This window comes from Streptomyces sp. 1331.2, from assembly GCF_900199205.1.
In the GTDB taxonomy this organism is placed as follows: domain Bacteria; phylum Actinomycetota; class Actinomycetes; order Streptomycetales; family Streptomycetaceae; genus Kitasatospora.
This window is the reverse complement of record NZ_OBMJ01000001.1, coordinates 5394683-5421420: the sequence shown is the minus strand read 5'-3', so window position 1 is coordinate 5421420 and position 26738 is coordinate 5394683. Positions and strand designations below refer to the sequence as shown.

At 72.7% G+C, this 26738-nt stretch carries 14 protein-coding genes; 6 read left to right on the top strand and 8 right to left on the bottom strand.

Annotation, left to right across the window (positions count from 1 at the left end; translation table 11 throughout):
* Positions 1 to 238 precede the first annotated feature (238 nt).
* Positions 239 to 5770: a pullulanase-type alpha-1,6-glucosidase gene (gene pulA, locus CRP52_RS23325; RefSeq protein ID WP_097238172.1), complete on the bottom strand. Its 5532-nt coding sequence runs from the start codon at positions 5768 to 5770 to the stop codon at positions 239 to 241.
* A gap of 317 nt (positions 5771 to 6087) precedes the next feature.
* Between pulA and CRP52_RS23320 the strand changes: the two genes are divergently transcribed.
* Positions 6088 to 7056: a phosphatase PAP2 family protein gene (locus CRP52_RS23320; protein WP_097238171.1), complete on the top strand. Its 969-nt coding sequence runs from the start codon at positions 6088 to 6090 to the stop codon at positions 7054 to 7056.
* A gap of 73 nt (positions 7057 to 7129) precedes the next feature.
* Here the strand turns inward: CRP52_RS23320 and CRP52_RS23315 are convergent, their stop codons facing one another.
* Positions 7130 to 10261 (bottom strand): bifunctional [glutamine synthetase] adenylyltransferase/[glutamine synthetase]-adenylyl-L-tyrosine phosphorylase, encoded by a 3132-nt coding sequence (locus tag CRP52_RS23315; RefSeq protein WP_097238170.1) that lies wholly within the window; start codon positions 10259 to 10261, stop codon positions 7130 to 7132.
* Positions 10262 to 10472: 211 nt separating this feature from the next.
* Between CRP52_RS23315 and CRP52_RS23310 the strand changes: the two genes are divergently transcribed.
* A complete protein-coding gene (locus CRP52_RS23310; protein WP_097238169.1) occupies positions 10473 to 11252 on the top strand; it encodes a class E sortase in 780 nt (259 codons plus the stop codon).
* 72 nt (positions 11253 to 11324) lie between these two features.
* Here the strand turns inward: CRP52_RS23310 and CRP52_RS23305 are convergent, their stop codons facing one another.
* Entirely contained in the window at positions 11325 to 12581 is a 1257-nt protein-coding gene (locus CRP52_RS23305; protein ID WP_097238168.1) for a hypothetical protein, read from the bottom strand.
* A 186-nt stretch (positions 12582 to 12767) separates the two neighbouring features.
* Positions 12768 to 14129 (bottom strand): type I glutamate--ammonia ligase, encoded by a 1362-nt coding sequence (gene glnA / locus CRP52_RS23300; protein ID WP_097238167.1) that lies wholly within the window; start codon positions 14127 to 14129, stop codon positions 12768 to 12770.
* Between the two features lie 186 nt (positions 14130 to 14315).
* On the opposite strand from glnA, the gene CRP52_RS23295 reads away from it, so the two are divergent.
* Positions 14316 to 16070 carry an NAD+ synthase gene (locus CRP52_RS23295; RefSeq protein WP_097238166.1) on the top strand — a complete coding sequence of 585 codons (1755 nt, stop codon included), beginning with the start codon at positions 14316 to 14318 and terminating at the stop codon, positions 16068 to 16070.
* A gap of 2 nt (positions 16071 to 16072) precedes the next feature.
* On the opposite strand, the gene CRP52_RS23290 is transcribed toward CRP52_RS23295, so the two are convergent.
* The 3 genes from CRP52_RS23290 to CRP52_RS23280 form a co-directional block, all read right to left on the bottom strand.
* The gene (locus tag CRP52_RS23290) at positions 16073 to 17125 is read right to left on the bottom strand and encodes an endonuclease/exonuclease/phosphatase family protein (RefSeq protein ID WP_097238165.1); all 1053 of its coding nucleotides are present in this window, start codon (positions 17123 to 17125) and stop codon (positions 16073 to 16075) included.
* A 196-nt stretch (positions 17126 to 17321) separates the two neighbouring features.
* Positions 17322 to 17951, bottom strand: a complete 630-nt coding sequence (locus CRP52_RS23285) for a TetR/AcrR family transcriptional regulator (RefSeq protein WP_097238164.1) — start codon at positions 17949 to 17951, stop codon at positions 17322 to 17324.
* Positions 17952 to 18195: 244 nt separating this feature from the next.
* A complete protein-coding gene (locus tag CRP52_RS23280; protein ID WP_097238163.1) occupies positions 18196 to 19821 on the bottom strand; it encodes an MFS transporter in 1626 nt (541 codons plus the stop codon).
* 278 nt (positions 19822 to 20099) lie between these two features.
* Between CRP52_RS23280 and panB the strand changes: the two genes are divergently transcribed.
* The 3 genes from panB to CRP52_RS23265 all read left to right on the top strand — a co-directional run bounded on the left by panB (position 20100) and on the right by CRP52_RS23265 (position 22977).
* On the top strand, positions 20100 to 20969 hold the full coding sequence (gene panB / locus CRP52_RS23275; RefSeq protein ID WP_030056941.1) for a 3-methyl-2-oxobutanoate hydroxymethyltransferase: 870 nt from the start codon (positions 20100 to 20102) through the stop codon (positions 20967 to 20969).
* Positions 20970 to 21124: 155 nt separating this feature from the next.
* Entirely contained in the window at positions 21125 to 22153 is a 1029-nt protein-coding gene (locus CRP52_RS23270) for an ATP-binding cassette domain-containing protein (protein WP_097238162.1), read from the top strand.
* Positions 22150 to 22977: an ABC transporter permease gene (locus CRP52_RS23265; RefSeq protein WP_097238161.1), complete on the top strand. Its 828-nt coding sequence runs from the start codon at positions 22150 to 22152 to the stop codon at positions 22975 to 22977. Before CRP52_RS23270 ends, CRP52_RS23265 begins: the two co-directional genes overlap by 4 nt.
* 202 nt (positions 22978 to 23179) lie before the next feature.
* Here the strand turns inward: CRP52_RS23265 and CRP52_RS23260 are convergent, their stop codons facing one another.
* Positions 23180 to 26551: an AfsR/SARP family transcriptional regulator gene (locus CRP52_RS23260; protein WP_097238160.1), complete on the bottom strand. Its 3372-nt coding sequence runs from the start codon at positions 26549 to 26551 to the stop codon at positions 23180 to 23182.
* Positions 26552 to 26738 lie beyond the last annotated feature (187 nt).

Here is a 26738-nt window from a genome sequence, read left to right as displayed (position 1 = left end):
GGACCGCCACCCCTACCACCGAGTAGCGCGCAGCGCCGCGCGGGCGGGGCACGTCACAGTTCCGGCCGTGCCAGGGGCGGTTTCCGGCCAGTTCACGGCCGGAACGGAACCGGGCCCCGCGCCACCTCAACGGCGGAGCGGGGCCCGGAAATCGGCGCGGTGTACGGATCAGTGCCGGATCAGCGCCGAATCAGTGCTGGATCGACGCCGGAAGACGCCGCGCCTGATCACGCCGCATTCAGTGCTGGACGAACACCGCCACGGTGCGGCCCGGCACGGTGAAGGTGCCGGTCGCGGCGTCGAAGCCGGCCTGCTGCACCACCCGGTCCGCCCCGCCCGCCTGGACGGGGTGCAGCGCCTGGCTCGTCCCCTTCAGGGCCGCCACGGTCTGCCCCTGCGCGCTGGGCGTGGCGTTGAAGACCACGGTGATGCCCTTCTCCGCGCCCGTCAGCCCGGTCCCGTCCAGGTGCAGGGTGATCACCCCGGGCGTCTCGCCGGCCGTGCCGGAGAGCGGGTACGAGAGCCGCTGCTGGACGGCGGCCAGGCTCGGCAGGGAGAACAGCGGCGAGGACTGCTTGATCCGCAGGAACTCCTGGTACTGCGCCGAGGCGGCCCGGATGTCGGCCGCGCCGACCGTCAGCCTCGGGTCGGCCAGCAGCGATCCGGCGGTCGGCCACATCCCCTTGTTGTCGGCCGCCGGCGGCAGCCCGCGGCCCCAGCCGTTGCCCTGGGCGGCGTCCCAGTGGATGGCGTTGAACCAGTCGCCCGAGTCGTAGGAGTTGGAGTCCAGCGACTTGGAGCGCAGCAGGTCGCTGCCGGCCTGGGCGAAGCCCGCGCCCTGGGTGAGCGCGGTGAGCGAGAGCCCGAGCGCCTGCATCCGGGCCCGGTCGGCGGGGGCGGTGCCGGTCGGCAGCTTGTAGGCGAGCGCGTCGAACAGGTCGGTGTTGTCGTGGGCGTCCACGTACTCCACCGCCTCGCCCGGCTTGGCCGCGTACCCGGTGGGGGCGCCGTTGTAGTCGACCTGGGCGCCGGTGACGGCCTTCCCGGAGCTGTCGGTGAAGGAGTAGCCGGCCAGGTTTCCGGTCAGCCCGACCTTCAGCTGGTCCATCTGGTGCAGCAGCCGGGCCTTCTGCTCCTCCGGGGTGCCGTTCGCGGACGAGCCGTTGGGGTCGGTGAACAGCCCCGAGGCGAAGCCCTGTTGGGGCGCGGAGTCGAGCATGAAGTTGCCGCCGCGGGCGGCGTCGCGGATCCGGTCGTCGAAGGTGGCGATGCCGGTGCCGGCCATGTTGGCCTGGGTGGCCTGCTCGAACCGGGCGTTGTTCGCGACGGCGCCGAAGTTCCAGCCCTCGCCGTACAGGAAGACGTTCCTGCCGTCCACGCCGTCCGAGTCCGGCGTCATCTTCCGCAGGGCGGCCTGCACGTCCAGCATGGTGGACTTCGGGTCCAGGCCCATCAGGTCGAAGCGGAAGCCGTCCACCTTGTACTCGCGGGCCCAGAGCGTCACCGAGTCGACCACCAGCCGGTTCATCATGGCGTGCTCGGGCGCGGTGTCGGCGCAGCAACTGTCCGTCGTCACCTTGCCGTTGGCGTCCAGCCGCTGGTAGTAGCCGGGAACCACCCGGTCCAGCACCGAGTGCTCGGCCTGTCCGGCGGCGGCGGTGTGGTTGTAGACCACGTCGAGCACCACCCGCAGGCCGGCCGCGTGCATCGCCTGCACCATCTGGCGGAACTGCACGGTCCGGGCAGCTCCTCCCCCAGCCTCCGGCCGGGAGGTGCTCCCGGGGTCGGTGGCGTAGGAGCCCTCCGGCACGTTGTAGTGCAGCGGGTCGTAGCCCCAGTTGTAGGCGTCGTCGGCGGCGACGGCCGCCACGCACTCCTGCTGCTTCGGGCCGTCCGGCGGAAGGGACTTGAGGTCGCAGGCCGGCAGTTTCTGCTCGGCCCGGTTCTCCCGGATGGTGGCGATGTCGAAGGTCGGCAGCAGGTGGATCGTGGTCACCCCCGCCTTGGCGAGGTCCCGCAGGTGCTGCATGCCGGCCGAGTTCGACTCGGTGAACGCCAGGTAGGTGCCGCGCTCGGCGGCCGGGACGGTGGCGTCCTCCACCGAGAAGTCCCGGACGTGCAGTTCCTGGATCTGCTGCTGTGCGGGCGGGACGGCCTGCGGGCGGGCGTGGTCGTCCCAGCCGGCGGGCTTGAGCTCCTTGGCGTCGAGGTCGGCGACCAGGCTGCGCCCGGAGTCGGTGGACAGCGCCACCGAGTACGGGTCGGTGACGGTGTTGACCACGACCTGCTGCACCGAGGGCGCCCAGACCTTCACCTGGTACAGGTAGTACTTGCCGTCCAACTCGCCCTTGTCGCGGACGATTTCCCAGACGCCGGTCTCGTCGTCGAGCTTGAGCGGCAGCGTCTTCGGGGTGCCGCCGGTGGCGCTGTCGAAGACCTGGACGGAGACCTCCTGCGCGGTCGGCGCCCAGAGCGACAGCGCGACCTTTCCGTTGTAGTACGCCGGGCCGAAGTCGACCTTGCCGGTCCGCCCGGCGTACAGGTCGTCCAGTGCGCCGGGGATCTGCACCCCGGTGCCGGCCAGGACGGCCCCGCTGGGCAGGTGTTCGGTGAACAGCAGCTGGCTGCGCAGTGCGGCCGGGACGCGGGCGGCGTCGCGGGCGTCCACGGTGAAGGCCCGGTAGCCCGCCAAGTGCGGGTACTTCGCCTTCTGCGCGTCGGTCAGCCCGCCCTTGACCGGGGTGAGCCGCAGCCACCGGCCGGGCTTGGTGAGCACGCCCTTGTCGGCCCGGATGCCGCCCTCGGGGTCGTAGACCAGCTGGGCGCTGGTGCCGCCGGCCAGGGCCTCGTCGGTGGCGCCGTAGTTCGCCGGGACGACGACGGTCCTGCCGTCGATCCACTGCGCCTTGGCGCTGCCGAGGTCGAGCTGCGAGGAGGCGGCCGGGTTCTGCGGCAGCAGATAGCCCTCGCGGCCGCCGAGGATCCAGACCTCCTTGCCGTTGACGGCGAAGTCCAGCGACTGGTCGGCGGGCAGGTCCTTGTCGTTGCCCCGGTGCAGGATGTAGCTGAGGCTGGTCGCGCCGGGGGCCAGCGGCACCTCGAAGACGGCGCCGAAGGCGTCGCGGCGCACCGGCATCAGCGGCTTGCCCCAGTCGGTGGGGGTGGCGGCGCCGGTCCAGTCGTGCAGGCCCCAGCCGTCGTATTCGCCGTCGGCCCGGTTGTAGTGGATGACGGCGGTGTTCGCGGGCTGGCTGTTCGGCGGGCCGGGGTTGGCGGTGCGCACCGCCGGGTCGCCCTGCTTCAGCCAGACCTCGCCGGTGCTGCCGACGTCGATGTGCCGGTCGGCGTCGACGTCCTTGGCGCCGTTCTTCTCCACGATGAAGCCGACGTCCGAGGCGCCCGGCTTGAGCTTCACGTAGGCGAAGGCGCCGTACGCGTCCCGCCCGGTGAAGGCGTGCCCGGCCGGCCACGGGGTGGCCTCGCCGTCGGCGAGGTCTCCCCAGGCGTAGACGTTCCAGCCGTCGTAGTCGCCGTCCGGCCGGTTGTAGTGGACGACGGCGTACGGGCGGGCTCCGGCGGTGGGCACCGGCTTGGGTGCGGGGGTGCCGGTGGTGAAGCTCGCGGTGGCGGAGCGCAGGTGGCCGCTGGAGTCCTGGACGACGGCCTTGTAGCGGACGACCGTGCCGGGGGCGACGGCGCCGAGGTCCTGGGTGACGGCGTACCTCCCGGTGTCGGCCGTCCCCAGCGTCTGCCAGGGCCCGTTGCCGATCTGGGCGGCGAAGCTCACCCGGTCGAAGCCGCCGCCGTCGGCCTTCGCCCCGACCGTGACGAGGCCGGTCGCGCCGTCCGCGGGCGGCTGCACCGCGAGCTGCGGCGCGGCACTCACCGCGGCGAGCCTGCCGCCCGCCTTGAGCACCACGGAGGAGAGCGCCGGCACGGTGACGGTCACCTTGCGGTCCGCGCCGCTGGTGACGTGCTCCCCCGCCGCCGGGTAGATCCGGTCGAAGCCCATCCCGGCCGAGAAGGTGTCCAGGGTGACGGTCTTCGCCTCGGTGGCGTTGTTGACCGCCACCAGGTACTCGACCTGCTGCCCGGCGTCGATCCGGGAGAAGGCGTACACGCCCGCGCCGTCGGCGGCGTACCGCTCGATCTGGGCGCCGTCGGCCAGCGCCGGGTTGTCCCGGCGCAGCTTCGCGAGGCCCGCGATGCCCTGGTAGAGCTCGCCGCCCTGCCCGTACCGGTCGGCCGGGCCGGAGGGGCCGCCGAGCACCCGGTCGCTGTTGTACGAGGGCGTCTTCGAGGCGAACAGGTCCTGCCGGGCGTCCTTGTCGCCGCCGGCGCCGGTGAAGCCCTGCTCGTCGCCGTAGTAGACGACGGGCTGTCCGCGGGTGAGGAACTGCAGCTCGTTGCCGAGCCGGTCCTTCTTCAGCAGGGTCGCCCCGTCGGCGCCCGGGTTGTCGGCGAGCAGGAAGGAGCCGAAGCGGCCCATGTCGTGGTTGCCGAGGAAGGTCGGCAGCTCGTACGCGTCGGTGTCGGCGCTCGTGTAGCGGTAGTCCTGGCCGTAGACGTCGGCGAGGGTCTTCGCCGAGCCGCCCTGGGAGACGTACGAGCGGGCCGCGCCCTGGAACGGGAAGTCCAGGGTGGCCTGCAGCCTGCCCTTGGTCACGTACGGGGAGGTGATCGCCGGGTCGCCGGAGTAGACCTCGCCGAACATGAAGAACTTCTTGTTGCCCTGCTTGGCCGCGAAGTCCTTGAGCGCGGGGGCCCACTGCTGCCAGAACGCCATGTTGACGTGCTTGACGGTGTCGATCCGGAAGCCGTCCACGCCGGCGTCCTTGACCCACTGCTGGTAGACCTTCTCGAAGCCCTTCACCACCCGGGGGTTCTGGGTGTCGAGGTCGTCCAGGCCGCTGAAGTCGCCCTCGGTGGCGGACTCTCCGACGAAGGTCGAGTCGCCCCTGTTGTGGTAGAGCGAGGGGTCGTTGAGCCAGGACGGGGTCTTGGCGTTCGCGTCGGCGGGGGTGCGCAGGACCGGGGTGTAGGGGAAGGAGTCCTTGGTGATCCGCGGCCAGGGCGCGCCGGCGTCGGCGACGGCGGTCTCGTCGACCGGGTTCCCGTCCGCGTCGAGGGTCGGGTAGGCGCCGGCCGAGCGGTAGCCGTGCTGCTGCTCGGCGGCGTCGATGACGTCGGCGGAGTGGTTGGTGATGACGTCGAAGAAGACCTTGATCCCGCGGGCGTGCGCCTTGGCTATCAGCTCCTTGAGCTGCTCGTTGGTGCCGAAGTGCGGGTCGACCTGGGTGAAGTCGGTGATCCAGTAGCCGTGGTAGCCGGCCGAGGCGTCCGCGCCGCTGCCCTGCACGGGCTTGTTCTTGAAGATCGGCGCCATCCAGATCGCGGTGGTGCCGAGGTCCTGGATGTAGTCGAGCTTCTGGATCAGGCCGGCCAGGTCACCGCCGTGGTAGAAGCCCTTGTCGGCGGGGTCGAGGCCGTTCTCCAGCCGCCCGCCCGTGATGCCACCGGTGTCGTTGGCCTGGTCGCCGTTGGCGAAGCGGTCGGGCAGGACGAAGTAGAACTGCTCGCGGGTGAGGTCGTGCCGCCCGGCGGTGGCCGCGAGCGCGGCGTCCGAGGGCGGGGCCGGCGGGGCGGCGGCCAGGGCCGCGGGGACGCTGCCGAGGGTGGCGGCCGTCAGCGCGGCGGCCAGCAGGACGGCCGTACGGCCCGGCCTGCGCAGGGATCTGCTCCGTCGGGGGCGGAGCGGGGCATCGGCCACTGAGGGCTCCCTTAGGGGAAGGGGCGATCGATTTTCCCAGGAAGCTAGCGGCCTGCAATATGTTTCAGCAAGATGCAGAAACGGTTTCGTCGCGGGAACATCCAGGTCGGAGCCCGCTCCGGCCACCCCGATTACTCCCTCGGAGCGACGGGCGTGACAATGGGACGTATGCCCGTCCCACCGGTACGCACCAGAACCCCCAGCACCCCCTACCCCGGTGGGAGTCGCCCCCTAGCCCTCAAGGGGGACAGCCGGTGAAGAATCCACTTCCAGAGGATGAGCAGACGGCGACGAGCGGTCTGGCAGACTTGCCGCCCATGGGGGAACCGACCGAGATCCAGCGAGGCGACGCCGTGCGCGCCGACGCGGCCAGCGGTGGCGGTTCCGTAGCGAAGACGGCCACCCCAGGCCGCCTGCCCGACGGAGCCACCCGCACCGCCCAGTCCCGCACCGCCGCCCTGCGGGGCCACGTGCGCGCGCAGCGGCTCTCGCCCGCCCGGCCCCGGATCTGGTTCGAACTGGCCCTGATCGGGATCAGCTACTGGATCTACTCGATCGTCCGCAACGCGGTCCCCGAGCAGGAAGCGATAGCCCAGAAGCACGCGCGCTGGATCTGGGACCTGGAGCAGCACCTCGGCATCGCCGTCGAGCGCTCGGTCAACCACGCCGTGGACGGCGTCGGCTGGCTGATCACCGGGATGAACTACTACTACGCGACGCTGCACTTCGTGATCACGATCGGCGTCCTGGTCTGGCTCTACCGCCGCCACCCCGGCCGCTACGTCGCCGCCCGCACCGTGCTGTTCGTCACCACCGCGATCGCCCTGGTCGGCTTCTACTTCTTCCCGCTGGCCCCGCCCCGGCTGATGACCGACGGCGGCTTCGTCGACACCGTGAAGGCCCACGGCACCTGGGGCTCGATGGCCTCCGGCCCCGCCGCCCACGTCTCCAACCAGTACGCGGCGATGCCCTCGATGCACATCGGCTGGTCGATGTGGTGCGGCCTGGCGATCTTCTTCCTGGCCCGCCGGACCTGGGTCCGAGTGCTCGGCCTGATGTACCCGGCCGCCACGCTGGTGGTCATCGTCTCGACCGCCAACCACTTCTGGATGGACGCCGTCGGGGGCGAGCTCTGCCTGGCGGTGGGCTTCCTCACCGCCCGCTGGATCTACCACGAGTGGGTCTACAAGCTGCCGCAGGTCCCCGCCCGGGAGGCGGCCGCCGAGCAGCCGATCACCGTTCCCGAGCAGTGGAGCGAGCCCGCGGTCAGCACCGCCCGCCGCTAGCGGCGGACAGCCGGACAGCCGAATGGGGCCCCGACCGGGGCCCCTTTCGCATGCACCGGACGCAGCCGGGTGCTCACCCGACCCCGTAGAACAGCCGGTCCACCACCACCCGGGCCCGCCGGGTGGTCCGCCGGTAGTCGTCCAGCAGCTCACCGCTGTGCCCGGCCCCGTACCCGAGGTAGCGGGCCACCCCCGCCAGCTCCCGGGCCTCCCCCGGGAAACTGTCCCCCGGCCGGCCGCGCACCAGCATGACCGCCGACCGCACCCGCGAGGCCAGCACCCAGGCCGCCTCCAGCACCTCCGCGTCCTGCGGCTGCACCAGCCCGCCGTCCACGGCCGCGGCCAGCGCCGCCCTGGTCCGGGTGGTGCGCAGGGCCGGCAGCGCGTGCCCGTGCTGGAGCTGGAGCAGCTGCACCGTCCACTCCACGTCCGCCAGCCCGCCCCGACCGATCTTGGTGTGGGTGGTCGGGTCGGCCCCGCGCGGCAGCCGCTCGGCCTCGATCCGGGCCTTGATCCGGCGGATCTCCACCAGGTCCCGCTCCGGCACCCCTCCGCCCGGGTAGCGCAAGGGGTCGATCAGCTGCCGGAACCGCGCCCCCAGCTCGGCGTCCCCGGCCACCGGCTCGGCCCGCAGCAGCGCCTGACTCTCCCAGGCGTGCGACCAGCGCCGGTAGTACGCCGCATAGGAGGCGAGGGAGCGCACCAGCGGGCCGCTGCGCCCCTCCGGCCGCAGGTCGGCGTCGACCAGCAGCGGCGGCTCGGTGGACGGCGCGCCCAGCTGGGCGCGCAGCTCGTGGCAGACCGCCTGGGCGGCCCGGGCGGCCTCCTCCTCCAGCGAGCCGAGCAGCGGCTCGTGCACGAAGAGCACGTCCGCGTCCGAGCCGTAGCCCAGCTCGCGGCCGCCGAAGCGGCCCATCGCGACGATCGAGATCCGGGTCGGCAGGTCCCCGTTCTCCGCCTCCCAGCCGGCCACGCAGGCCCGCAGCGCGCCCTGCAGGGTGGCGGCGTTCAGCGCGGTCAGCGCCTCCCCCGCGGTGTCCAGCGCCTCCCCGGGCTCCTCCCCCAGCCGGCCGAGGACATCCGCGGCGGCCGTACGGAACAGCTCCCGGCGGCGCACCGAACGGGCGGCGGCCACCGCGGCGGTGGTGGACCCGGCCCGGCCGACGGCGGCCAGGATCTCTCCCTCCAGGGCGGCCCGGCCGCGCGGCTCCAGGCCCTGCGGGTCGCCGAGCATGGCCACCGCCTCGGGGGCACGCAGCAGCAGGTCGGGGGCGAGTCGGCCGGCCGACAGCACCCTGGCCAGCTGCTCGGCGGCGGCGCTCTCGTCGCGCAGCAGCCGCAGGTACCAGGGGGTGCGGCCGAGCGCGTCGGAGACCTGCCGGAAGTTGAGCAGCCCGGCGTCCGGGTCCGCCGAGTCGGCGAACCAGCCGAGCAGCACCGGCAGCAGGGTGCGCTGGATCGCGGCCTTGCGGCTGACCCCGGAGGCGAGCGCACTGATGTGCCGCAGCGCCGCCGCCGGGTCCGCGTAGCCCAGCGCCTCCAGCCGGGCCCGCGCGGCGTCCGGGGTCAGCCCGGCCGCGCCCGGCGGCAGTTCGGCGACGGCGTCGAGCAGCGGCCGGTAGAACAGCTTCTCGTGCAGCCGCCGGACCTCCACCGCGTGCCGCTTCCACTCGCGCTGCAGCGCGGCCACCGGATCGGCGCGGGTGTCGTCGTTGATCAGCGCGGCCAGCGAGCGGGCCAGCCGGCGCTGGTCCTCCGCCTCGGTGGGCATCAGGTGGGTGCGGCGCAGCCGGTACAGCTGGATCCGGTGCTCCAGCGAGCGCAGGAAGCGGTACGCGGTGTCCAGCGAGGCCGCGTCCGCCCGGCCGACGTACCCGCCGCGGGAGAGCGCGGCCAGCGCTTCCAGGGTGTTGCCGCTGCGCAGCGCCGGGTCGGTGCGCCCGTGCACCAGCTGCAGCAGCTGGACGGAGAACTCGACGTCGCGCAGCCCGCCCGGGCCGAGCTTGAGCTGGCGGTCCAGCTCGGTGACCGGGATGGAGTCGATCACCCGGCGGCGCATCTGCTGCACGTCGGTGACGAAGTTGTCCCGGGCGGCGGCCTGCCAGACCATCGGGGCGAGCGCGTCGACGTACGCGGCACCGAGCTCGGCGTCCCCGGCGACCGGCCGGGCCTTGAGCAGCGCCTGGAACTCCCAGGTCTTGGCCCAGCGCTGGTAGTAGGCGAGGTGGCTGGCCAGGGTGCGCACCAGCGGGCCGTTGCGGCCCTCGGGGCGCAGATTGGCGTCCACCGGCCAGATGGTGCCCTCGCCGGTGGTGTCCGCGCAGAGCCGGGTGAGGGCGGCGGCCAGCCGGGTGGCCGCCCTGATCGCCACCTGTTCGTCCACGCCCTCGCGGGGCTCGGCGACGAAGATCACGTCCACGTCCGAGACGTAGTTGAGCTCACGGCCGCCGCACTTGCCCATGCCGATCACGGCGAGCCGGCAGGCCGCGGCGGCGTCCGGGTCCTGCTCGGCGGCGAGGTCCAGGGCGGTCTGCAGGGTGGCGCCGGCCAGGTCGGCGAGCTCGGCGGCGGTCCGGGCGAGGTCGCTGATGCCGGTCAGGTCGCGGGCGGCGATGGCGAGCAGGCAGCGGCGGTAGGCGATCCGCAGCGCGTCGGCGGGGCTGCGGCCGCCACCGCGGGCGGGCTCGGCCCGACCCCGCTCCGCTCGGCCGTTCTGGGCCCGGCCGTTCTCGGCTCGGCCGTTCTCGGCTCCGACAGGAGCGCCCTCGCCCCGCTCGGCCCGGACGCTCTCGGTCAGCGCGCGGCGGAAGTCCTCCGGGCCCGGGTGCATGTCGCGCAGTTCGAAGGTGACCAGCACGTGCCAGTCCTGCGGGTGCCGGGCCAGGTGGTCGCCGAGCGCGGTGGAGACGCCGAGCACGCCGAGCAGCCGGTCGCGCAGCGGCTTGGAGGTGGTGAGGGTGTCGCGCAGGGTGCGTCGGTCCGCGTCGTCGGCGGCCTCCAGCAGCCGGGCCAGGCCGAGCAGCGCCAGGTCCGGGTCGGCGGTGGCCCCGAGCGCGTCCAGCAGCACCGGGTCGTCGGCCAGCCCTTCCAGTCCGGGGCCCTCCAACAGCCGCACCGCCCGCGCCGGGTCGCCGAACCCGCGCCGGACCAGCCGGTTCTCCGGCCGGCTGACCCGGCTCCCGGCCCGCTGCTCCTCCACCGCCATCGGCCCCTCCATCCGTCAGCCCAAGGGCCCCTCCTCGAACTCCCCGCCTGCGGGGCATGCTCCGGGCGGACGACGGGAGTTCGACGACAGGCCCTAGCAGGTTACGCGCCCGCGCGACCCGCCGCCGGACACGACCACGGACCGGCCGACCCGGCGCTCGGCGTGGCGTGTCGGCTTGCCCGCCGGCTCCCGGACACGGTGGAGTACCCGCATGGCCAGCCAGGACACCCTCGGCGAGGGCTCCCCCACCGTGTCCCCGCGCCGACGCCCCCTCCGGATCGCGGTCGGTGTGCTCGGCGACCTGCTGTTCACCACCGGCGTGCTGTTCGCCCTGCTGGTCGTGTACTCGCTCTGGTGGACCGACCTCACGGCCGCCCGGCACGCGGGCGTCGCCGCCGGGCAGTTGCGCCAGAGCTGGTCGGTGGCGGCCCCGGTGGCCCCCGCGGCCCCTCCGACCGACTCGGCGAGCCCCGCAGCCCCCGCCCCCGCCCCCGTCGACGGCGGTGGGGGCATCGGATTCCTGCACGTGCCCGCGCTGGGTGCCGGCTACCAGGTGATGATCAAGATCGGCACCGACGAGGACACCCTCGCGGACGGCGTCGCCGGGGCCTACACGACGCCGTACGCCGCCGCGATGCCCTGGGAGGAGCAGGGCAACTTCGCCCTCGCCGCGCACCGCGACGGCCACGGCGCGGTGTTCCACGACCTGGACCAGCTCAAGCCGGGCGACCCCCTGGTCGTGGAGACCCGCGACCGCTGGTACGTCTACCGGGTGGACGCCACCCTGCCCGAGACCTCCAAGGACGACGTCGGCGTCATCGCCCCGGTGCCCACCGGCTCCCCGTACACCGCGCCGGGCCGATACATCACCCTGACGACCTGCACACCTGTTTACACCTCGCGCTACCGCATGGCCGTCTGGGGCAGCCTGGTCCGGGAACAGCCGGTGGACCCGAGCCGTACCCCACCCCCCGAACTGCGCGAGCGCTGACCCCCGAACGCCCACAGCACACCGCCCCGGCCGTCGACCGGCCGGGGCGGTGCCCGTCTGGAGCCACGCCGCTCACGCGCGGCGGCGGCCGAACCTCATCGCTGCCGCACCGGCCGCGAGCAGCGCGGCCGAGAGCCCGAGCATGATCGGCGTGCCCTGGGCACCCGTGTGGGCCAGCTCCCCGTGGTGGTGGTGTCCGGGCTTCATCTCGTGCCCGGAGCCGCCGTGGTGGACCGCCTTGTACGGCCGCTCCTCCGCGACGAACTTGATCTTGTTCAGGTTGTGCGCGGACTGCTGGTTGGTCTGACTCTGCTGGTTGGACAGCTGGTTGGACTGCGAGGCCGAGTTCTGCGCGTTGTTGTTCGCGGAGTTGTTGGCGGCGTTGTTCGAGTTGCTGGTGGAGCTGTTGTTCGCCGTGCTGGCGGCGCTGTTGTTCGCGCTGTTGTTGAGGTTGTTGTTGACGTTGTTCTGCACGATGACGGTCACGTCGACGTGCTGGTCCTGCCCCTGGCTCTGCTGGCCGTTCTGGCTCTGGGCGACGTTCTGGTCCTGAGCGACGTTCTGGTCGACGTTCTGGCTCTGGTCCTGACCCTGCGCCTGGTCCTGGCCCTGGTCCTGGCCCTGATTCTGGCCCTGATTCTGGCCCTGGTTCTGGCCCTGGCCCTGGTTCTGCTCGTTGCCCTGACCCTGCTGCTGTCCGCCCTGGCCGCCGTGGCCGCCGTGCTCGCCGTGTTCCCCGTGCTCCTCGTGGCCGCCGTGCTCGCCGTGCTCGCCGTGCTCCTCGTGGCCGCCGTGCTCGCCGTGCTCGCCGTGGCCCTCGTGACCACCGTGCTCCCCGTGCTCGCCGTGGCCCTCGTGACCACCGTGCTCCCCGTGCTCCCCGTGCTCCCCGTGCTCCCCGTGTTCGCCGGGGGGGCAGATGCACTCGGGGAGCCCGTGGTTGCCGTGGGCGTCCTCGTCGCAGAACTCGCCGCCGGCCCCCTGCCCCATGGGGAGTCCGAGCGCCGACTGCTCGCCCATCGGCTGGCCGCGCTCGGGGTCGCCCTCGCCCGCCTGGCCCGGGTCACCCTGCTCGGTGGCGGCGGGCGGCTCCGTGGTGTCCGACTGCGAGATGCTGCGACCGGTGAAGGTCCAGGTTCTGGTGGAGGAGCCGGTGTCCTCCCGGGCCAGCAGCATGAGGCTGTCGACCCAGTCGCCCTGGGCCTCCGCCGACTCGGAGGCTGTGCCGTGCTCGACGAAGGTCGAAGCGTAGGCCGTGTGACCGGCACCCAGGACGAGGGTGGCCGAGGCCAGTCCGGAGAGGACCAGGGTGGTGATTCGAGTACGCATGACACTCCAGGATGATCCGCAAAACGGATCTTCTGAATACGTCCCCTCGCCACCCGGCCACGGTGCGCACCGCTGCAGAGTAATCAGATCGGCTCAACGGATTAGCGAGTACGGGCGACACTCGTCCGCACGAACAGAACGGGCCCGCTCCGACCGGAGCGGGCCCGCCTGGCGTTCGACCGACCGTCAGAGCACCTGGAGGTTCTTGCGCAACTCGAACGGGGTGACCTCGGAGCGGTACTCCTCCCACTCCTGGCGCTTGTTGCGCAGGAAGAAGTCGAAGACGTGCTCGCCCAGCGTCTCGGCGACGAGTTCGCTGCGCTGCATCAGGTCGATGGCCTCGCCGAGGTTCTGCGGCATCGGCTGGATGCCGAGGGCGCGGCGCTCGGAGTCGGACAGCGCCCACACGTCGTCGTCGGCGCCGGGCGGGAGCTCGTAGCCCTCCTCGATGCCCTTCAGGCCGGCCGCGAGGGTGACGGCGTAGGCGAGGTAGGGGTTGCAGCCGGTGTCGAGGGAGCGGACCTCGATCCGGGTGGAGCCCTGCTTGCCCGGCTTGTACATCGGCACCCGGATCAGCGCCGAGCGGTTGTTGTGGCCCCAGCAGATGTAGGACGGCGCCTCGCCGCCGGCGCCGGCGGTGCGCTGGGAGCCGCCCCAGATGCGCTTGTAGGAGTTCACCCACTGGTTGGTGACGGCGGCGGTCTCGGCGGCGTGCTTCAGCAGGCCGGCGATGAAGGATCTGCCGACCTTGGAGAGCTGGTACTCGGCGCCGGACTCGTGGAAGGCGTTGCGGTCGCCCTCGAACAGCGAGACGTGGGTGTGCATGCCGCTGCCGGGGTGCTCGGAGAACGGCTTGGGCATGAAGCTGGCGTGCACGCCCTGCTCCAGCGCGACCTCCTTCATGACCAGACGGAAGGTCATGATGTTGTCGGCGGTGGACAGCGCGTCGGCGTAGCGCAGGTCGATCTCCTGCTGACCGGGGGCGCCCTCGTGGTGGGAGAACTCCACCGAGATGCCCATCGACTCCAGCATGGTGATCGCCTGGCGGCGGAAGTCGTGGCCGACCCCCCGCGGGGTGTGGTCGAAGTAGCCGGACTGGTCGGCGGGGATCGGCGCGGTGCCGTCGCCGGGCAGGTTCTTCAGCAGGAAGAACTCGATCTCCGGGTGGGTGTAGAAGGTGAACCCCAGGTCGGAGGCCTTCTCCAGGGTCCGCTTGAGCACGAACCGCGGGTCGGCGTAGGACGGCGAGCCGTCCGGCATCAGGATGTCGCAGAACATCCGGGCGGTGCCCGGGGTCTCCGAGCGCCACGGCAGGATCTGGAAGGTCGTCGGGTCCGGCTTGGCGATCATGTCGGACTCGTACACCCGGGCGAAGCCCTCGATCGCGGAGCCGTCGAACCCGATGCCCTCCTCGAAGGCCTGTTCCAACTCGGCCGGCGCCACCGCGACCGACTTGAGGAACCCGAGCACGTCGGTGAACCACAGCCGGACGAACCGGATGTCACGCTCTTCGAGCGTCCGAAGCACGAACTGCTGCTGCTTGCCCATGGGGACAGTCTCACCTCTGCTCTTTACGCTCGTGTTACGCCCCGGAGGCCTCCCGGCGACCCCTCGCTGCGACTGCCCCCATCATGGCCGATCATCGCCCGGGACGGCAGTGCCGACCCCCTGCTCCACCCCCGGACCGACCCCCGGCCGGGACATTGCGTCAGATAGACGATTACACTTTGAGCCATGCCCAATCTCCGTCTCGCCCTGAGCCAGATCGACCCCTGGGTCGGTGACCTCGCCCGCAACAGCGATGAGGTGGTGCGCTGGACCAAGCAGGCCGTCGAGGCCGGCGCGCAGCTGGTCGCGTTCCCCGAGATGGCCCTCACCGGGTATCCGGTCGAGGACCTCGCCCTGCGCCGTTCGTTCGTGGAGGCCTCGCGCGGCGCGCTGGTCGAGCTGGCCGGGCGGCTGGCGGCCGAGGGGCTGGGCGAGGTGCCGGTGGTGGTCGGCTACCTGGGGCGCTCCGAGCACGCCTCGCCGCGCTTCAACCGGCCGGCCGGATCGCCGCAGAACTGCGCCGCCGTGCTGCACGGGGGCGAGGTGGTGACCCGCTTCGCCAAGCACCACCTGCCCAACTACGGCGTGTTCGACGAGTTCCGCTGGTTCGTCCCGGGCGACCAGCTGCCGGTGGTCCGGGTGCACGGGGTGGACGTCGCGCTGGCCATCTGCGAGGACATCTGGCAGGACGGCGGCCGGGTGACCGCGGCCCGCGAGGCCGAGGCCGGGCTGCTGCTGGTGATCAACGGCTCGCCGTACGAGCGGAACAAGGACGACCAGCGGCTGGAGCTGGTCCGCCGCCGGGCCGTCGAGGCGGGCTGCACCCTGGCGTACGTCAACATGGTCGGCGGCCAGGACGAGCTGGTCTTCGACGGCGACTCGATCGTGGTCGGCGCGGACGGCGAGGTCATCGCCCGTTCCCCGCAGTTCGAGGAGCACCTGCTGGTGCTGGACCTCGACCTGCCGCCCGCCAGCAGCGACCACACCGACGGCCTGCTGCTCAGCGACGGCCTGCACCTGGTCCGCTCCGAGCTGGGCGGCGAGCCGGGGCCCGCACCCGCGGAGAAGCTGACCGCCGAGGTCGCGCCGCGGCTGTCGGACGAGGCCGAGATCTGGGCCGCGCTGGTCTCCGGCACCCGGGCGTACGTGGAGAAGAACGGTTTCCGCTCGGTGCTCCTCGGCCTCTCGGGCGGCATCGACTCGGCACTGGTGGCCTCGATCGCGGTGGACGCGATCGGCGCCGAGAACGTGTACTGCGTCTCGATGCCCAGCCGCTACTCCTCGGAGCACTCCAAGGGCGACGCGGCCGACCTGGCCCGCCGCACCGGGCTGCACTTCCGGACCGTCCCCATCGCCCCGATGTTCGACGCCTACCTGGCCGCCACCGAGCTGACCGGCCTGGCCGAGGAGAACCTGCAGTCCCGGCTGCGCGGCACCCTGCTGATGGCGATCTCCAACCAGGAGGGGCACATCGTGCTCGCGCCCGGCAACAAGAGTGAGCTGGCGGTCGGCTACTCGACCCTGTACGGCGACTCGGTGGGCGCGTTCGGGCCGATCAAGGACGTCTACAAGTCGCTGATCTTCCGGCTGGCCCGCTGGCGCAACGAGGAGGCCGAGCGGCGCGGCGAGGTGCCGCCGATCCCGGAGAACACGATCACCAAGCCGCCGTCCGCCGAGCTGCGCCCCGACCAGGTCGACACCGACTCGCTGCCGGACTACGACCTGCTGGACAGCGTGCTGGACCGCTACATCGAGGGCGACGAGGGCCGGGACGCGATCGTGGCGGCCGGCTTCGACCCGGCCGTGGTGGACCGGGTGGTGCGGCTGGTGGACACCGCCGAGTACAAGCGGCGCCAGTACCCGCCGGGCCCGAAGGTCTCGGTGAAGAACTTCGGCCGGGACCGGCGCCTGCCGATCACCAACCGCTGGCGCCGCGGCTGAGGCTACGAGGAGTACCGGTAGGTGGCGGCCACCGCGAGGTGGTCGCTGCCGTCCCGGGGCAGGGTGCGGGAGTCGACCGGCTTGAGCCCGCCCTTGCTCATGATCTGGTCGATCCGGGCCATCGGGAAGGACGCCGGCCAGCTGAAGCCGAAGCCGTCCCCGGCGGCGCCCTGGGCCGAGCGCATCTGCGAGGTGACCGGCGCCAGGCTGCGGTCGTTCATGGTGCCGTTGAGGTCGCCGAGCAGCAGCACCTTCTTGACCGGCTCGGCCTGGATCGCGTCGCCGAGCGCCTGCGCGCTGACGTCCCGCTGGTCGACGGTGAAGCCGCCCTCGGCCTTCAGCCGCACCGAGGGCAGGTGGGCGACGTACACCGCGAGCGGGCCCTGCGGGGTGCTGACCTCGGCCCGGAAGGCCCTGGTCCAGCCCATCCTGAGGTCCACCGGCGAGATCCCCTCGATCGGGTACTTCGACCAGAGCCCGACCGTGCCCTGCACCGTGTGGTACGGGTAGGCCCCGGCGAGCCCGGTCTCGTACGAGCGCAGCGCCGTGCCGGCCAGCTCCTGCAGGGCGACGATCTGGGCGCCGGAGGCCACCAGCCCGCGGACGGTGCCCGGCACGTCGGTGTTGCCGGCGGCGACGTTGTGGCTGACCACCGTCCAGTCGCCCTTGCCGCCGTTCTTGTCGGTCAGCAGGCCGCCGAACAGGTTGGCCCAGAGCACGACGGGCAGCAGCAGGGCGAGCAGCGCGGTGGCGGAGCGGCGCAGCAGCGCGGGCACCAGCAGCACCGGGACGGCCAGGCCCAGCCAGGGCAGGAAGGTCTCCAGCAGGCTGCCGAGGTTGCCGACGCCGTTGGGCACCTCGGCGTGGAAGGCGAGCAGCGCGGCGGTGAGCACGGCCAGGGCGGCGACCACCAGGCCGCGCCGCCAGGTGGTGGCGCCGCGGGCGTCGCGGCCCCAGGTGCGCAGGCCGAGGAAGCCGCCGGGGCGGGCCGCGGGGGCCGCGTCGTCGGCTCCGCCGGGGGCCGCGATCCGTTCGGTCCTGTCCGCCTGCGCCATTCGTGGCTCCGTTCGCTCGTGCCGTCTGCCGGTCCGGAGTCCGGCCCGCGGGGTACGGGCGCAGGGCCGGACTGGTGCCGGTTCGATCGGATTCCCGGCTCAGCCTATGCCGGGACAGACGTCACGCTTTCGGAGCGGGTTCCGGCGTGGCCCGGTTTGGTGAGCCAGGCCACGTCCGAGGTGGTCAGTATCGGCACTAACGCGGTGAGAGGCCTTCGAGCAGGGAGTCGACCATCGTGCGGGCCAGGTCGGGGTCATCCAGGTCGGAGTCGTCCCACAGGATGCTGCGGTAGAGGATCGGGCCCATCAGGAGGTCTCCGAGCAGCTCCAGGTCGAGGTCGGCGCGCAGCACGCCCTCGTCCACGGCGCGGCGGATCAGGGCCAGGCCGGCCTCGCGGCGCGGCTTGATCACCCGTTCGCGGTAGGCGTTGTGCAGCTCGGGGAGGCTGTGCATCTGGCCCAGGGCGGCCTTGAGCACCCAGCGGGTGCGCTTGGCGAGGCCGCGCCGGCGCATGTAGTCGATCATCTCGATCAGGTCGTCCCGGGCGCTGGCGCCGGTCGGCTCCGGCATCGGGACCTCCAGCTTGCCGACCACGTCGACCAGCAGGGCCTCCTTGTTGGGCCAGCGCCGGTAGATGGTGGCCTTGCCGACGCCGGCGGCCGTGGCGATGCCCTCGATGGTGAGTTCGGACAGCGTCGTGCCGCCGGCCATCAGGTCCACGACCGCGGCGATGATGGCCTGCTCGGCCGCCTCGCTGCGCGGCCGGCCGCGGCGTACGGCGGCGCAGGCCTGCCCGGTGTCGGCGGTCGGGGTGTCCGTCTTCATCCCCGCTGTTCTCCCTCGCTGTCCCCGGGCGCGCGGGCGCCGTCGGTGTCGTGGGCGGTCCGTACGGCGGGCGGGGGCCCGCCGGACCGAGCCCTGCCACCCCTGGCGTGTTTCGGGGTGGCAGGGCCATTGTCACTCAGTCGTCATCGGCCGTTGGGCCGTGGGCCGTTCCGGCCCCCGTCCGGACGTCCGCGGGCGTCGGCAGACCTCCGTGGACGTGCGCCGGTCAGCGGGCGTCCGCCGGTCAGGCGTCCGCGGCCGCGGCCTGCCGGGACTGGTCGCGCTGCTCGGCGTTCGCGCCCGCCGGCTCCGCCGACCCCGCCGGGCCGCCGGGCGCGGCCGTACGGCGCGGGAGCAGGAACCAGGCGACCAGCGCACCGACCACCGAGATGCCCACGGAGACCCCGGCGACCACGTGCATGGCGTGGATGAAGGCGTCGTTCGCGGGGGTGATCAGCGCCGCGCCGCCCGGGATCCGGTCGGCGATGGCCAGGGTGGCCTCCAGCGACTCGCCGGCCTTGTCCCGCAGGTTCTCGGGCAGGTGGGTCAGCGTGTCGGCCATCCCGTCGCGGTAGACGGTGGAGAGCAGCGCGCCGAGCACGGCGACGCCCAGCGAGCCGCCGACCTGGCGGAACGTGTTGTTGACCGCGGAGCCGGCGCCGGCCTTCTCGCGGGGCAGCGAGCCCATGATCGCGACGGTGACCGGCGGCATGACGTGCGCCATGCCGGTGCCCATGACCAGGCCGAGCACCATCAGCACCCAGATCGGGGTACTGGCGGTCAGCACGGTGTAGCCGACGAAGCCGAGCGCGACCAGCAGCATGCCGCCGGCGGCGGTGGGGGCGACCCCGAGGCGGTCGACCACCAGCCGGGCCCGCGGCGCGAACAGCAGCTGGCCGAGGGCCAGCGGCAGCATCAGCAGACCGGCCTGCAGGGCGCTGTAGCCGCGCACGCTCTGGATGTAGAAGACGCCGAAGAACGAGACGCCCATCAGCGCGAAGAAGATCACGCCGACGACCACCACGGAGGCGCTGAACACCTTGTTGCGGAACCAGGTGACGTCCAGTGCGGGGAACGCGGTGCGGCGCTCGAACCAGACGAAGGCGACCAGCGCGACCACGCCGACCAGGGTCGGCGCCCAGGCCTCGGCGGCGGTGAAGTCGGCCAGTTCGCCGCCCTTGATGATGCCGTAGATCAGCGCGACCAGGCCGATGATCGACAGCAGCACGCCCACCGGGTCGAGCTTGCCCGGGTTGGGGTCCTTGGACTCCGGCACCAGGATCGCCATCGCGATCACCGCGACGATCACGACCGGGACGTTGATCAGGAAGACCGAGCCCCACCAGAAGTGCTCGATCAGCAGACCGCCGGTGATCGGGCCGATGGCGATGGCCAGGCCGACCGCGCCGGCCCAGATGCCGATCGCCTTGGGCTGCTCGGAACGCTCGAAGACGTTCATGATGATCGCCAACGTGGCGGGCATCGCGAGCGCGGCGCCGACGCCCATCAGGGCGCGGAAGCCGATGAGTTCACCGGGCGAGCCGGCCATCGCGGACAGCAGCGAGGCGATCCCGAAGACCACCATGCCGGCCAGCAGTGCGAGCTTGCGGCCGAAGCGGTCGCCGAGCAGGCCCGAGGTGAAGAGGAGCCCGGCGAACACCAGGGTGTAGGAGTTGATCGACCACTCCAGGTCGCTCTGGGTGGCACCGAGGCCGACCGGAGCGGGGGTTGCGATGGTCTTCATCGCGACGTTGAGGATCGAGTTGTCGAGCACGACGACGAGCAGGGCGAGCACCAGGGTGCAGAGGATCGCCCAGCGCCGACGGTGGATGGCTTCCGGTACGCGTGATGGCGCAGCGGCGGTGGTCATGGTCTTTCCCGTCCGTGTTGGCGTGGCACTGGCGGGCAATTCCGAGGCGCGAATTCCGAACCGCAGACGTCTCGTAACCCCCCGCACCAGAGTAGCGGGGAATACGATACGAGACGAGTCCGTTTCGTAAAAACACGGCAAAGCCCGACGGGTGTGGCACGGAGCACACCGGGACGCACGCACCCCTCTTTGCGCCCGCGCCGGGGCGTGCAAGCATGGAGGTGATCCGGGGACGCCGCACGGCGCCACGAGACGACAACCCTTCAGGAGCCCGTTCCATGAACGCTTCTTCGCCTTCGCCTGCCCAGAACCAGGCGTCGACCGCCACGCTCTACGGCGGGGTCACCAACCGCCGCGTCACCGTCCGCGACCTCGCCACCGCCAAGCAGCGCGGCGAGAAGTGGTCGATGCTGACCGCCTACGACGCCCTGACCGCGGGCGTGTTCGACGAGGCCGGCATCCCGGTCCTGCTGGTCGGCGACTCGGCGGGCAACTGCCACCTCGGCTACGAGACCACCGTGCCGGTGACCATGGATCAGATGGTGATGCTCTCCGCCGCCGTCGTCCGCGGCACCAAGCGGGCGATGATCGTCGCCGACCTGCCGTTCGGCTCGTACCAGGAGTCCCCCGCGCAGGCCATGCACAACGCGGCCCGGCTGATGAAGGAGGCCGGGGTCGGCGCGGTCAAGCTGGAGGGCGGCGAGCGCAGCGCCCGCTCGATCGAGCTGCTGGTCGAGGCCGGCATCCCGGTGATGGCGCACATCGGCCTCACCCCGCAGTCCGTGCACGCCTTCGGCGGCTACCCGGTCCAGGGCCGCGGCGACGAGGCGGCGCACCAGCTGCTGCGCGACGCCAAGGCCGTCCAGCAGGCGGGCGCCTTCTCGGTGGTGCTGGAGGCGGTGCCGGCCGAGCTGGCCGCCCAGGTCACCGAGCAGCTGGCGATCCCGACCGTCGGCATCGGCGGCGGGCCCGACACCGACGCCCAGGTCCTGGTCTGGACCGACATGGCCGGCATGACGGCCGGGCGGGTGCCGAAGTTCGTCAAGAAGTACGCCGACCTGCGGACCGTCCTGGGCGACGCCGCCCGGGCGTTCGCCGAGGACGTCCGCGGCGGCGCCTTCCCGGCGGAGGAGCACAGCTTCCACTGATGCCACGCGCACGGCCCCGTTCCGCACGCCGGAGCGGGGCCGCTGTCATGCCCGGCCGACCCGTGACAGCAGCGTGACAGCCGGCTGGCAGCGGGCCGTCCGGGCCGCCTCCGCGCTGACAGGGGGCTGACAGCCGGGGCGGACAACCTGAAGGCATGACACGAATCGCCACCGCCCGGAACGACCGGGGAAGCGCCGCGGGCAACGCCGTCGAGGTCCACGGCATCGTCAAGCACTTCGGCGCCACCAAGGCCCTCGACGGGGTCGACCTCACCGTCCGCGAAGGCACCGTCCTCGCCCTGCTCGGCCCCAACGGCGCCGGCAAGACCACCCTGGTACGGGTCCTCTCCACCCTGATCAAGCCGGACGCCGGCACCGCCTTCGTCGGCGGCTACGACGTCCTGCGCCAGCCCAAGCAGCTGCGCCGCACGATCGGCCTCACCGGCCAGTACGCCTCCGTCGACGAACTGCTCTCCGGCTACGAGAACCTCTACCTGATCGGCCGGCTGCTCGACCTCTCCAGCCGCGAGGCCAAGGCCCGCGCCACCGAACTGCTGGAGCGCTTCTCGCTCACCGACGCCGCCAAGCGGATCGCCAAGACCTACTCCGGCGGCATGCGCCGGCGCCTCGACCTGGCCGCCAGCATGATCGGCCGCCCCCGGGTGCTCTACCTGGACGAACCCACCACCGGCCTGGACCCGCGCACCCGCAACGAGGTCTGGGACGAGGTGCAGCGAATGGTCGCCGAGGGCAGCACCGTGCTGCTGACCACCCAGTACATGGAGGAGGCGGAGCAGCTCGCGAACGAGCTGACCGTCATCGACCGCGGCAGGGTGATCGCCAACGGCGGCGTCGCCGAGCTCAAGGCCAAGGTCGGCGGCCAGATCCTCCAGGTCCGCCCGGCCCACCCGGCCGAGCTGCCGGAGATGGCCCGTTGCCTGCACGAGACCGGCATCCGCTCCGCCACCTTCTCCCCCGACGACGGCCTGCTCGCGGTGCCGCTCGTCGACGAGCAGCAGCTCACCACCGTGATCGGGGTGCTCGGCGGACGCGGCTTCGCGATCGCCGGCATCGACACCAAGGTGCCCAGCCTGGACGAGGTCTTCCTCGCCATCACCGGCAAGCCCACCGCCGACGCGGCCACCGCGGCCGCCGCCGACCTCGTCAAGGAGCCCGTCGCATGACCACCGCCACGCTCGCCCCCGCCCGGGCCGGGGACACCCACGCCGAGGACCGCATCGGCCTGGCCGCCACCCTGCGCCACATCGGCGCGCTGACCCGCCGCAACCTGATGCGGATCAAGGCCGACCCGGAGTCGATGTTCGACGCCGTGCTGATGCCGATCATCTTCACCGTGCTGTTCGTCTACGTCTTCGGCGGCGCGATCTTCGCCGACGACCCGGACAGGTACAAGCAGTTCATGATCCCCGGCCTGCTCGGGCAGACCGGCATGACACTGGCGCTGGCCGTCGGCACCGGGCTGAACACCGACTTCCAGACCGGGGTGATGGACCGGTTCCGCACCCTGCCGATCGGCCGGGCCTCCGTCCTGCTGTCCAAGATGGTGGCGGAGACGCTGCGCGCCCTGCTCTCCTCGGCGATCCTGCTGACCTTCGCGTTCATCCTCGGCTTCGAGCTGAAGACCGGAATCCCGGAGCTGCTGGCCACGATCGGCCTGTCGCTGGTGTTCGGCATGTCGATCGTCTGGATCTCGATGCTGCTGGGCATGTCGCTGCGCAGCGCCCAGGCCGTCCAGGGCGTCTCCATGCTGGTCCTGATGCCGCTGCAGTTCGGCAGCTCGATCTTCGCGCCGACGAGCACCATGCCGGGCTGGCTGCAGGCCTTCACCAAGGTCAACCCGCTGTCCGCGCTGGCCGACGCCTCCCGCGCGCTGCTCAACGGGGAGGGGGCGGTGGCCCACCCGGTGATGGTGGTGCTGATCTGGTCCGCGGCCTCGACCGCGATCTTCGCCCCGCTCGCGGTCGCCCGCTTCCGCAAGCGGACCTGACCTTGCGGACCACCGTCGGCCCGCCTCCCTTCGGGGGAGGCCGACGGACGGGATGGCCGGCGCCCGGGACAGGCGCCGGCCGTCGTACGGGCCCGGCGGCCGGTGACCAGGGGACGGGCACCGGCCGCCGTGCCCACACCTACTCGATGCCTCCCGACCGGACACCTGCTAGGGCTGTCCGGCGGATCTTGCCGGGCAGGCCCTAGTCGATCAACTCCGAGAGCAGGGCCTGGGTCTGGTCCGGCGTCATCCCCACGCCGCGGGCGTACGCCTCCTCGAACACGGCGTCGCCCAGCATGTCCCGCAGGGCCACGGCCGCCCGCTCGCGCTCGACGCGGTCCAGGTAGCCGCCCTTCGGGCCGTTCAGCCCGTTGTGCGCGCCCAGCAGGAGCGCCGCGAGCCCGGCCCGCTCCAGGTCCCGGTCGCGGGCGGCGAACTCCCGCAGCACCCCGACCACGGCCGGCACGATCATGACCGTCATCTGCTCCACGAAACCGGAGGCCGTGGTGACCGACCGCAGCGTCCGCCGGCCCTCGCGGATCAGTTCGAGCCCCTGCTCCGGGTCTCCGGCCCGGGCCACGATCCAGCCCCGGGCCGAACTGAGCAGCCCCGAGACGACGCTCGGCGCGAAGAAGCCGAGCTTCGCCTCGCGCAGCCGGTCCAGTTCGGCCAGCGCCTGCGCGTACTCGCCGCGCTGGGCGTGCACGCCGCAGAGCGTCAGGTAGCCGAACAGCCAGGCGCCGGTGCTGGACTGGTTCGTGCCCGGGGAGTCGAGGGAGGCCAGGGCCTCCCGGACGATCCGCTCGCCGCGCTCCAGGTCCACCTCCAGCAGGGCGTTGCCGAGGTTCACCTGCAGCATCGGCACCTCCTGCGGCGCCCCCAGCTCCTCGGCCAGCTCGATCGCCCGCTCGTACGCGGCGGCGGCGGCCTCCGGCTCGCCCCGATTCGCCAGCGACTCGCCCTGCGCGGACAGCGCCTGGGAGATCCCCCAGAGGTTGCCGGCCTGCTGGTACAGCTCCAGGGAGCGCTCGCCGTCCCGGACGCTCTGCTCCTCCCCGCCCGGCCAGTCGTTCATCATCTTGGCCCGGAGCTGCAGGACGAACGCCATGTCGTTGGCGTCGCCGTGGCGCTCGCAGCCCGCGACCGCGTCGTCGAGCAGGTCCTTCATCACGTCCAGCCGGCCGGCCAGGAAGGCGCCGAAGACCCGCATCAGACCGGGGAAGCGGTAGGCCTGCGGCAGCTCCGGGGTGTAGACGTCCAGGAGCCGCTGGGCCACCTCGACGGCCTGCGGGTCGCCGAGCACCTCCAGGTTCCCCTCGAAGAGCCCGATCAGCCGGTACATCGCGAGCAGTCGGCGGGCCTCCTCGACGACCCCCTCCGGCATCGGCAGGCCGTACGAGAGCACGGTGCGCTCCAGCGGCACCGGCGGCGGGGCGTCCGGACCGAACGGGTCCGGGCCCAGCGCGGCCACCGCGTTGTACCAACTCCTGGCCTCCAGGCTGTAGTTGCGCAGCGACCAGTACCAGCTCATGCCGAGGGTGAGGGTGAGCGCCTGCTCCTCGTCCCGGAGGTCGACCGCGCGGCGCAGCGCGGCCCTGATGTTGTCCTGCTCGCGCTCCAGCACGGTCAGCCAGTACAGCTGCCGGGGACCGTGGATGTGCAGGTCGGAGCCGGCGACCACGGAGCGGAAGTGCGCCAGGTGGCGGGCCTCGGTGGCGGCGCGCTCGGCGGGGGAGGCGGCGAGGCGTTCGGCCGCGTACTCGTGGATGGTCTCCAGCATCCGGTAGCGCGGCAGGCTGGCGCCGTCCAGGTCGGCGACCAGCAGGGACTTGTCGACCAGCGACAGCAGCAGGTCGGCGACCTCCCCCGGCGGCACGTCGACGCCGTCGGCGCAGACCGCCTCGGCGTCCTCCAGCTGCCAGCCGCCCGCGAACACCGAGAGCCGGCGCAGCACCGCCCGCTCCCGCTTGCCCAGCAGGTCCCAGCTCCAGTCGACCACCGCGCGCAGGGTCTGCTGGCGCGGCAGCAGAGTGCGGCTGCCCGCGGTGAGCAGCGCGAACCGGCCGTCCAGCCGGTCGGCTATCTGGCGTGCCGTCATCACCCGCAGCCGGGCGGCGGCCAGTTCGATGGCCAGCGGCAGCCCGTCCAGGCGACGGCAGATCTCCGCGCAGGCCTCCGGATCGCCCGCCGGGTCGAAGCCGGGCCGGGCGGCGGCGGCGCGTTCGGCGAACAGCCGCAGCGCGACCGGGTCGGGCAGCGGCTCCACCGGCAGCACCGTCTCGCCGGGCACACCCAGCGGCTCGCGGCTGGTGGCCAGCACGGTCAGCCCGGGGCACTCGGCGAGCAGCGCGTCGGCGAGGTCGGCGGCGGCCTGGATCAGGTGCTCGCAGTTGTCCAGGACGAGCAGCATCCGGCGGTGCCCGCAGTGCTCGACCAGGCGGCGCAGCGGGTCCTCGACGCGCTTCTCGATCACCTCGGCGACCATGCTGGCACTGTGCAGCACGATCTCGCGCAGGCCGAGCGCCGAGACCACGGCGGCGGGCACCGCCTCCGGGCTCTCCAGCGGGGCGAGTTCGGCCACCCAGACGCCGTCCGGCCAGGCCCCGGAGGCCTGTTCGGCCCGGCCGGCCTCGACCGAGAGGCTGGTCTTGCCCGAGCCGCCGGGACCGGTCAGGGTCACCAGCCGGCGGTCCGTCAACAACTCGCGCAGGGAGGCGAGATCGGACTCGCGGCCGACGAAGCTGGTCAGCCGGCCGCGCAGATTGCCGGTGGCTCGCGGGAGTTGGGCGGCGGGCTGCGGCTTCGGCGCCGGGGCCGGTGCCGGTGCCGGGGCCGGACCGGGCTCCGGTACCGCCTGCGCCACCGGTGCGAGCAACTCGGCGTGGAGGGACTGGAGTTGACGCCCGGGGTCGACGCCGAGCTCATCGGCCAGGGCACGCCTGGTCCGCTCGTAGTGGCGCAGCGCCTCGGCCGTGCGGCCGCTCGCGTGCAGGGCCCGGATCATCAGCAGCTGCAGCGGTTCGTCCAGCGGCTGGCGCTCGCACAGCTCGGCCAGCTCGGCCACCAGCTCGGCCGCCCGGCCGAGCCCGAGGTCCGCGGTGATCCGGTGGCGGCGGGCCTCGTCCCGCTGGGCCTCCAACCGGGTGCCCGGGCCGGTGCGGTCCGGCAGGTCGGCGAGGGCGGGGCCGCGCCAGAGCGCCAGGGCGGCGCGCAGCCGCTCGGCTGCGAGCGCGTGGTCCCCGGCGTCCAGCGCGCGGCGGCCCTCGGTGGTGAGCCGCTGGAAGTCGGCGAGGTCGGTGGCGGGGCCGGTCAGCCAGTAGCCGGCCGGGCCGGAGCCGATCTCGTCCCGGCCGATGGTGCGGCGCAGCCGGCCGACCAGGGTCTGCAGTGCGGCGGAGGAGTCCTGCGGCGGCTCGGCGTCCCAGACCTCGTCCACCAGCACTTCGGCCGGCACCGGGCGGCCCTGCCGCAGGGCCAGCGCGGTCAGCAGCGCCCGCAGCCGGGCGCCGCCGAGGGGCACCGGGGTGCCGTCGTCGTGGTGGGCCGTGGTCGTCCCGAGGATCCCGTAGTGCACCGGACCATTCTGGTCGATCGGCGGCGATGGGGACGCACAATTGTTCCGTGCCCCGTCCGCGCGGAAGGACCGCGGAGGCCTGCCGAGGAACGCGGCCGGACGGCCGGACGTTCATCCGGAGCGGCTTGTCCGCTCACCGGCCCGCCCGGCATGATCGGGGCCGACCCGTTCCACCCGTTCCCTCTGC

Excerpts from the sequence above, each read along its gene's own strand:
- CRP52_RS23315 (WP_097238170.1), bottom strand. The coding sequence starts at position 10,261 with ATGGCGGTGGAGGAGCAGCGGGCCGGGAGCCGGGTCAGCCGGCCGGAG.
- panB (WP_030056941.1), top strand. The coding sequence starts at position 20,100 with ATGAACGCTTCTTCGCCTTCGCCTGCCCAGAACCAGGCGTCGACCGCC.
- CRP52_RS23280 (WP_097238163.1), bottom strand. The coding sequence starts at position 19,821 with ATGACCACCGCCGCTGCGCCATCACGCGTACCGGAAGCCATCCACCGT.
- CRP52_RS23285 (WP_097238164.1), bottom strand. The coding sequence starts at position 17,951 with ATGAAGACGGACACCCCGACCGCCGACACCGGGCAGGCCTGCGCCGCC.
- CRP52_RS23310 (WP_097238169.1), top strand. The coding sequence starts at position 10,473 with ATGGCCAGCCAGGACACCCTCGGCGAGGGCTCCCCCACCGTGTCCCCG.
- CRP52_RS23265 (WP_097238161.1), top strand. The coding sequence starts at position 22,150 with ATGACCACCGCCACGCTCGCCCCCGCCCGGGCCGGGGACACCCACGCC.
- CRP52_RS23320 (WP_097238171.1), top strand. The coding sequence starts at position 6,088 with ATGGGGGAACCGACCGAGATCCAGCGAGGCGACGCCGTGCGCGCCGAC.
- CRP52_RS23290 (WP_097238165.1), bottom strand. The coding sequence starts at position 17,125 with ATGGCGCAGGCGGACAGGACCGAACGGATCGCGGCCCCCGGCGGAGCC.
- CRP52_RS23305 (WP_097238168.1), bottom strand. The coding sequence starts at position 12,581 with ATGCGTACTCGAATCACCACCCTGGTCCTCTCCGGACTGGCCTCGGCC.
- CRP52_RS23295 (WP_097238166.1), top strand. The coding sequence starts at position 14,316 with ATGCCCAATCTCCGTCTCGCCCTGAGCCAGATCGACCCCTGGGTCGGT.
- glnA (WP_097238167.1), bottom strand. The coding sequence starts at position 14,129 with ATGGGCAAGCAGCAGCAGTTCGTGCTTCGGACGCTCGAAGAGCGTGAC.
- CRP52_RS23270 (WP_097238162.1), top strand. The coding sequence starts at position 21,125 with ATGACACGAATCGCCACCGCCCGGAACGACCGGGGAAGCGCCGCGGGC.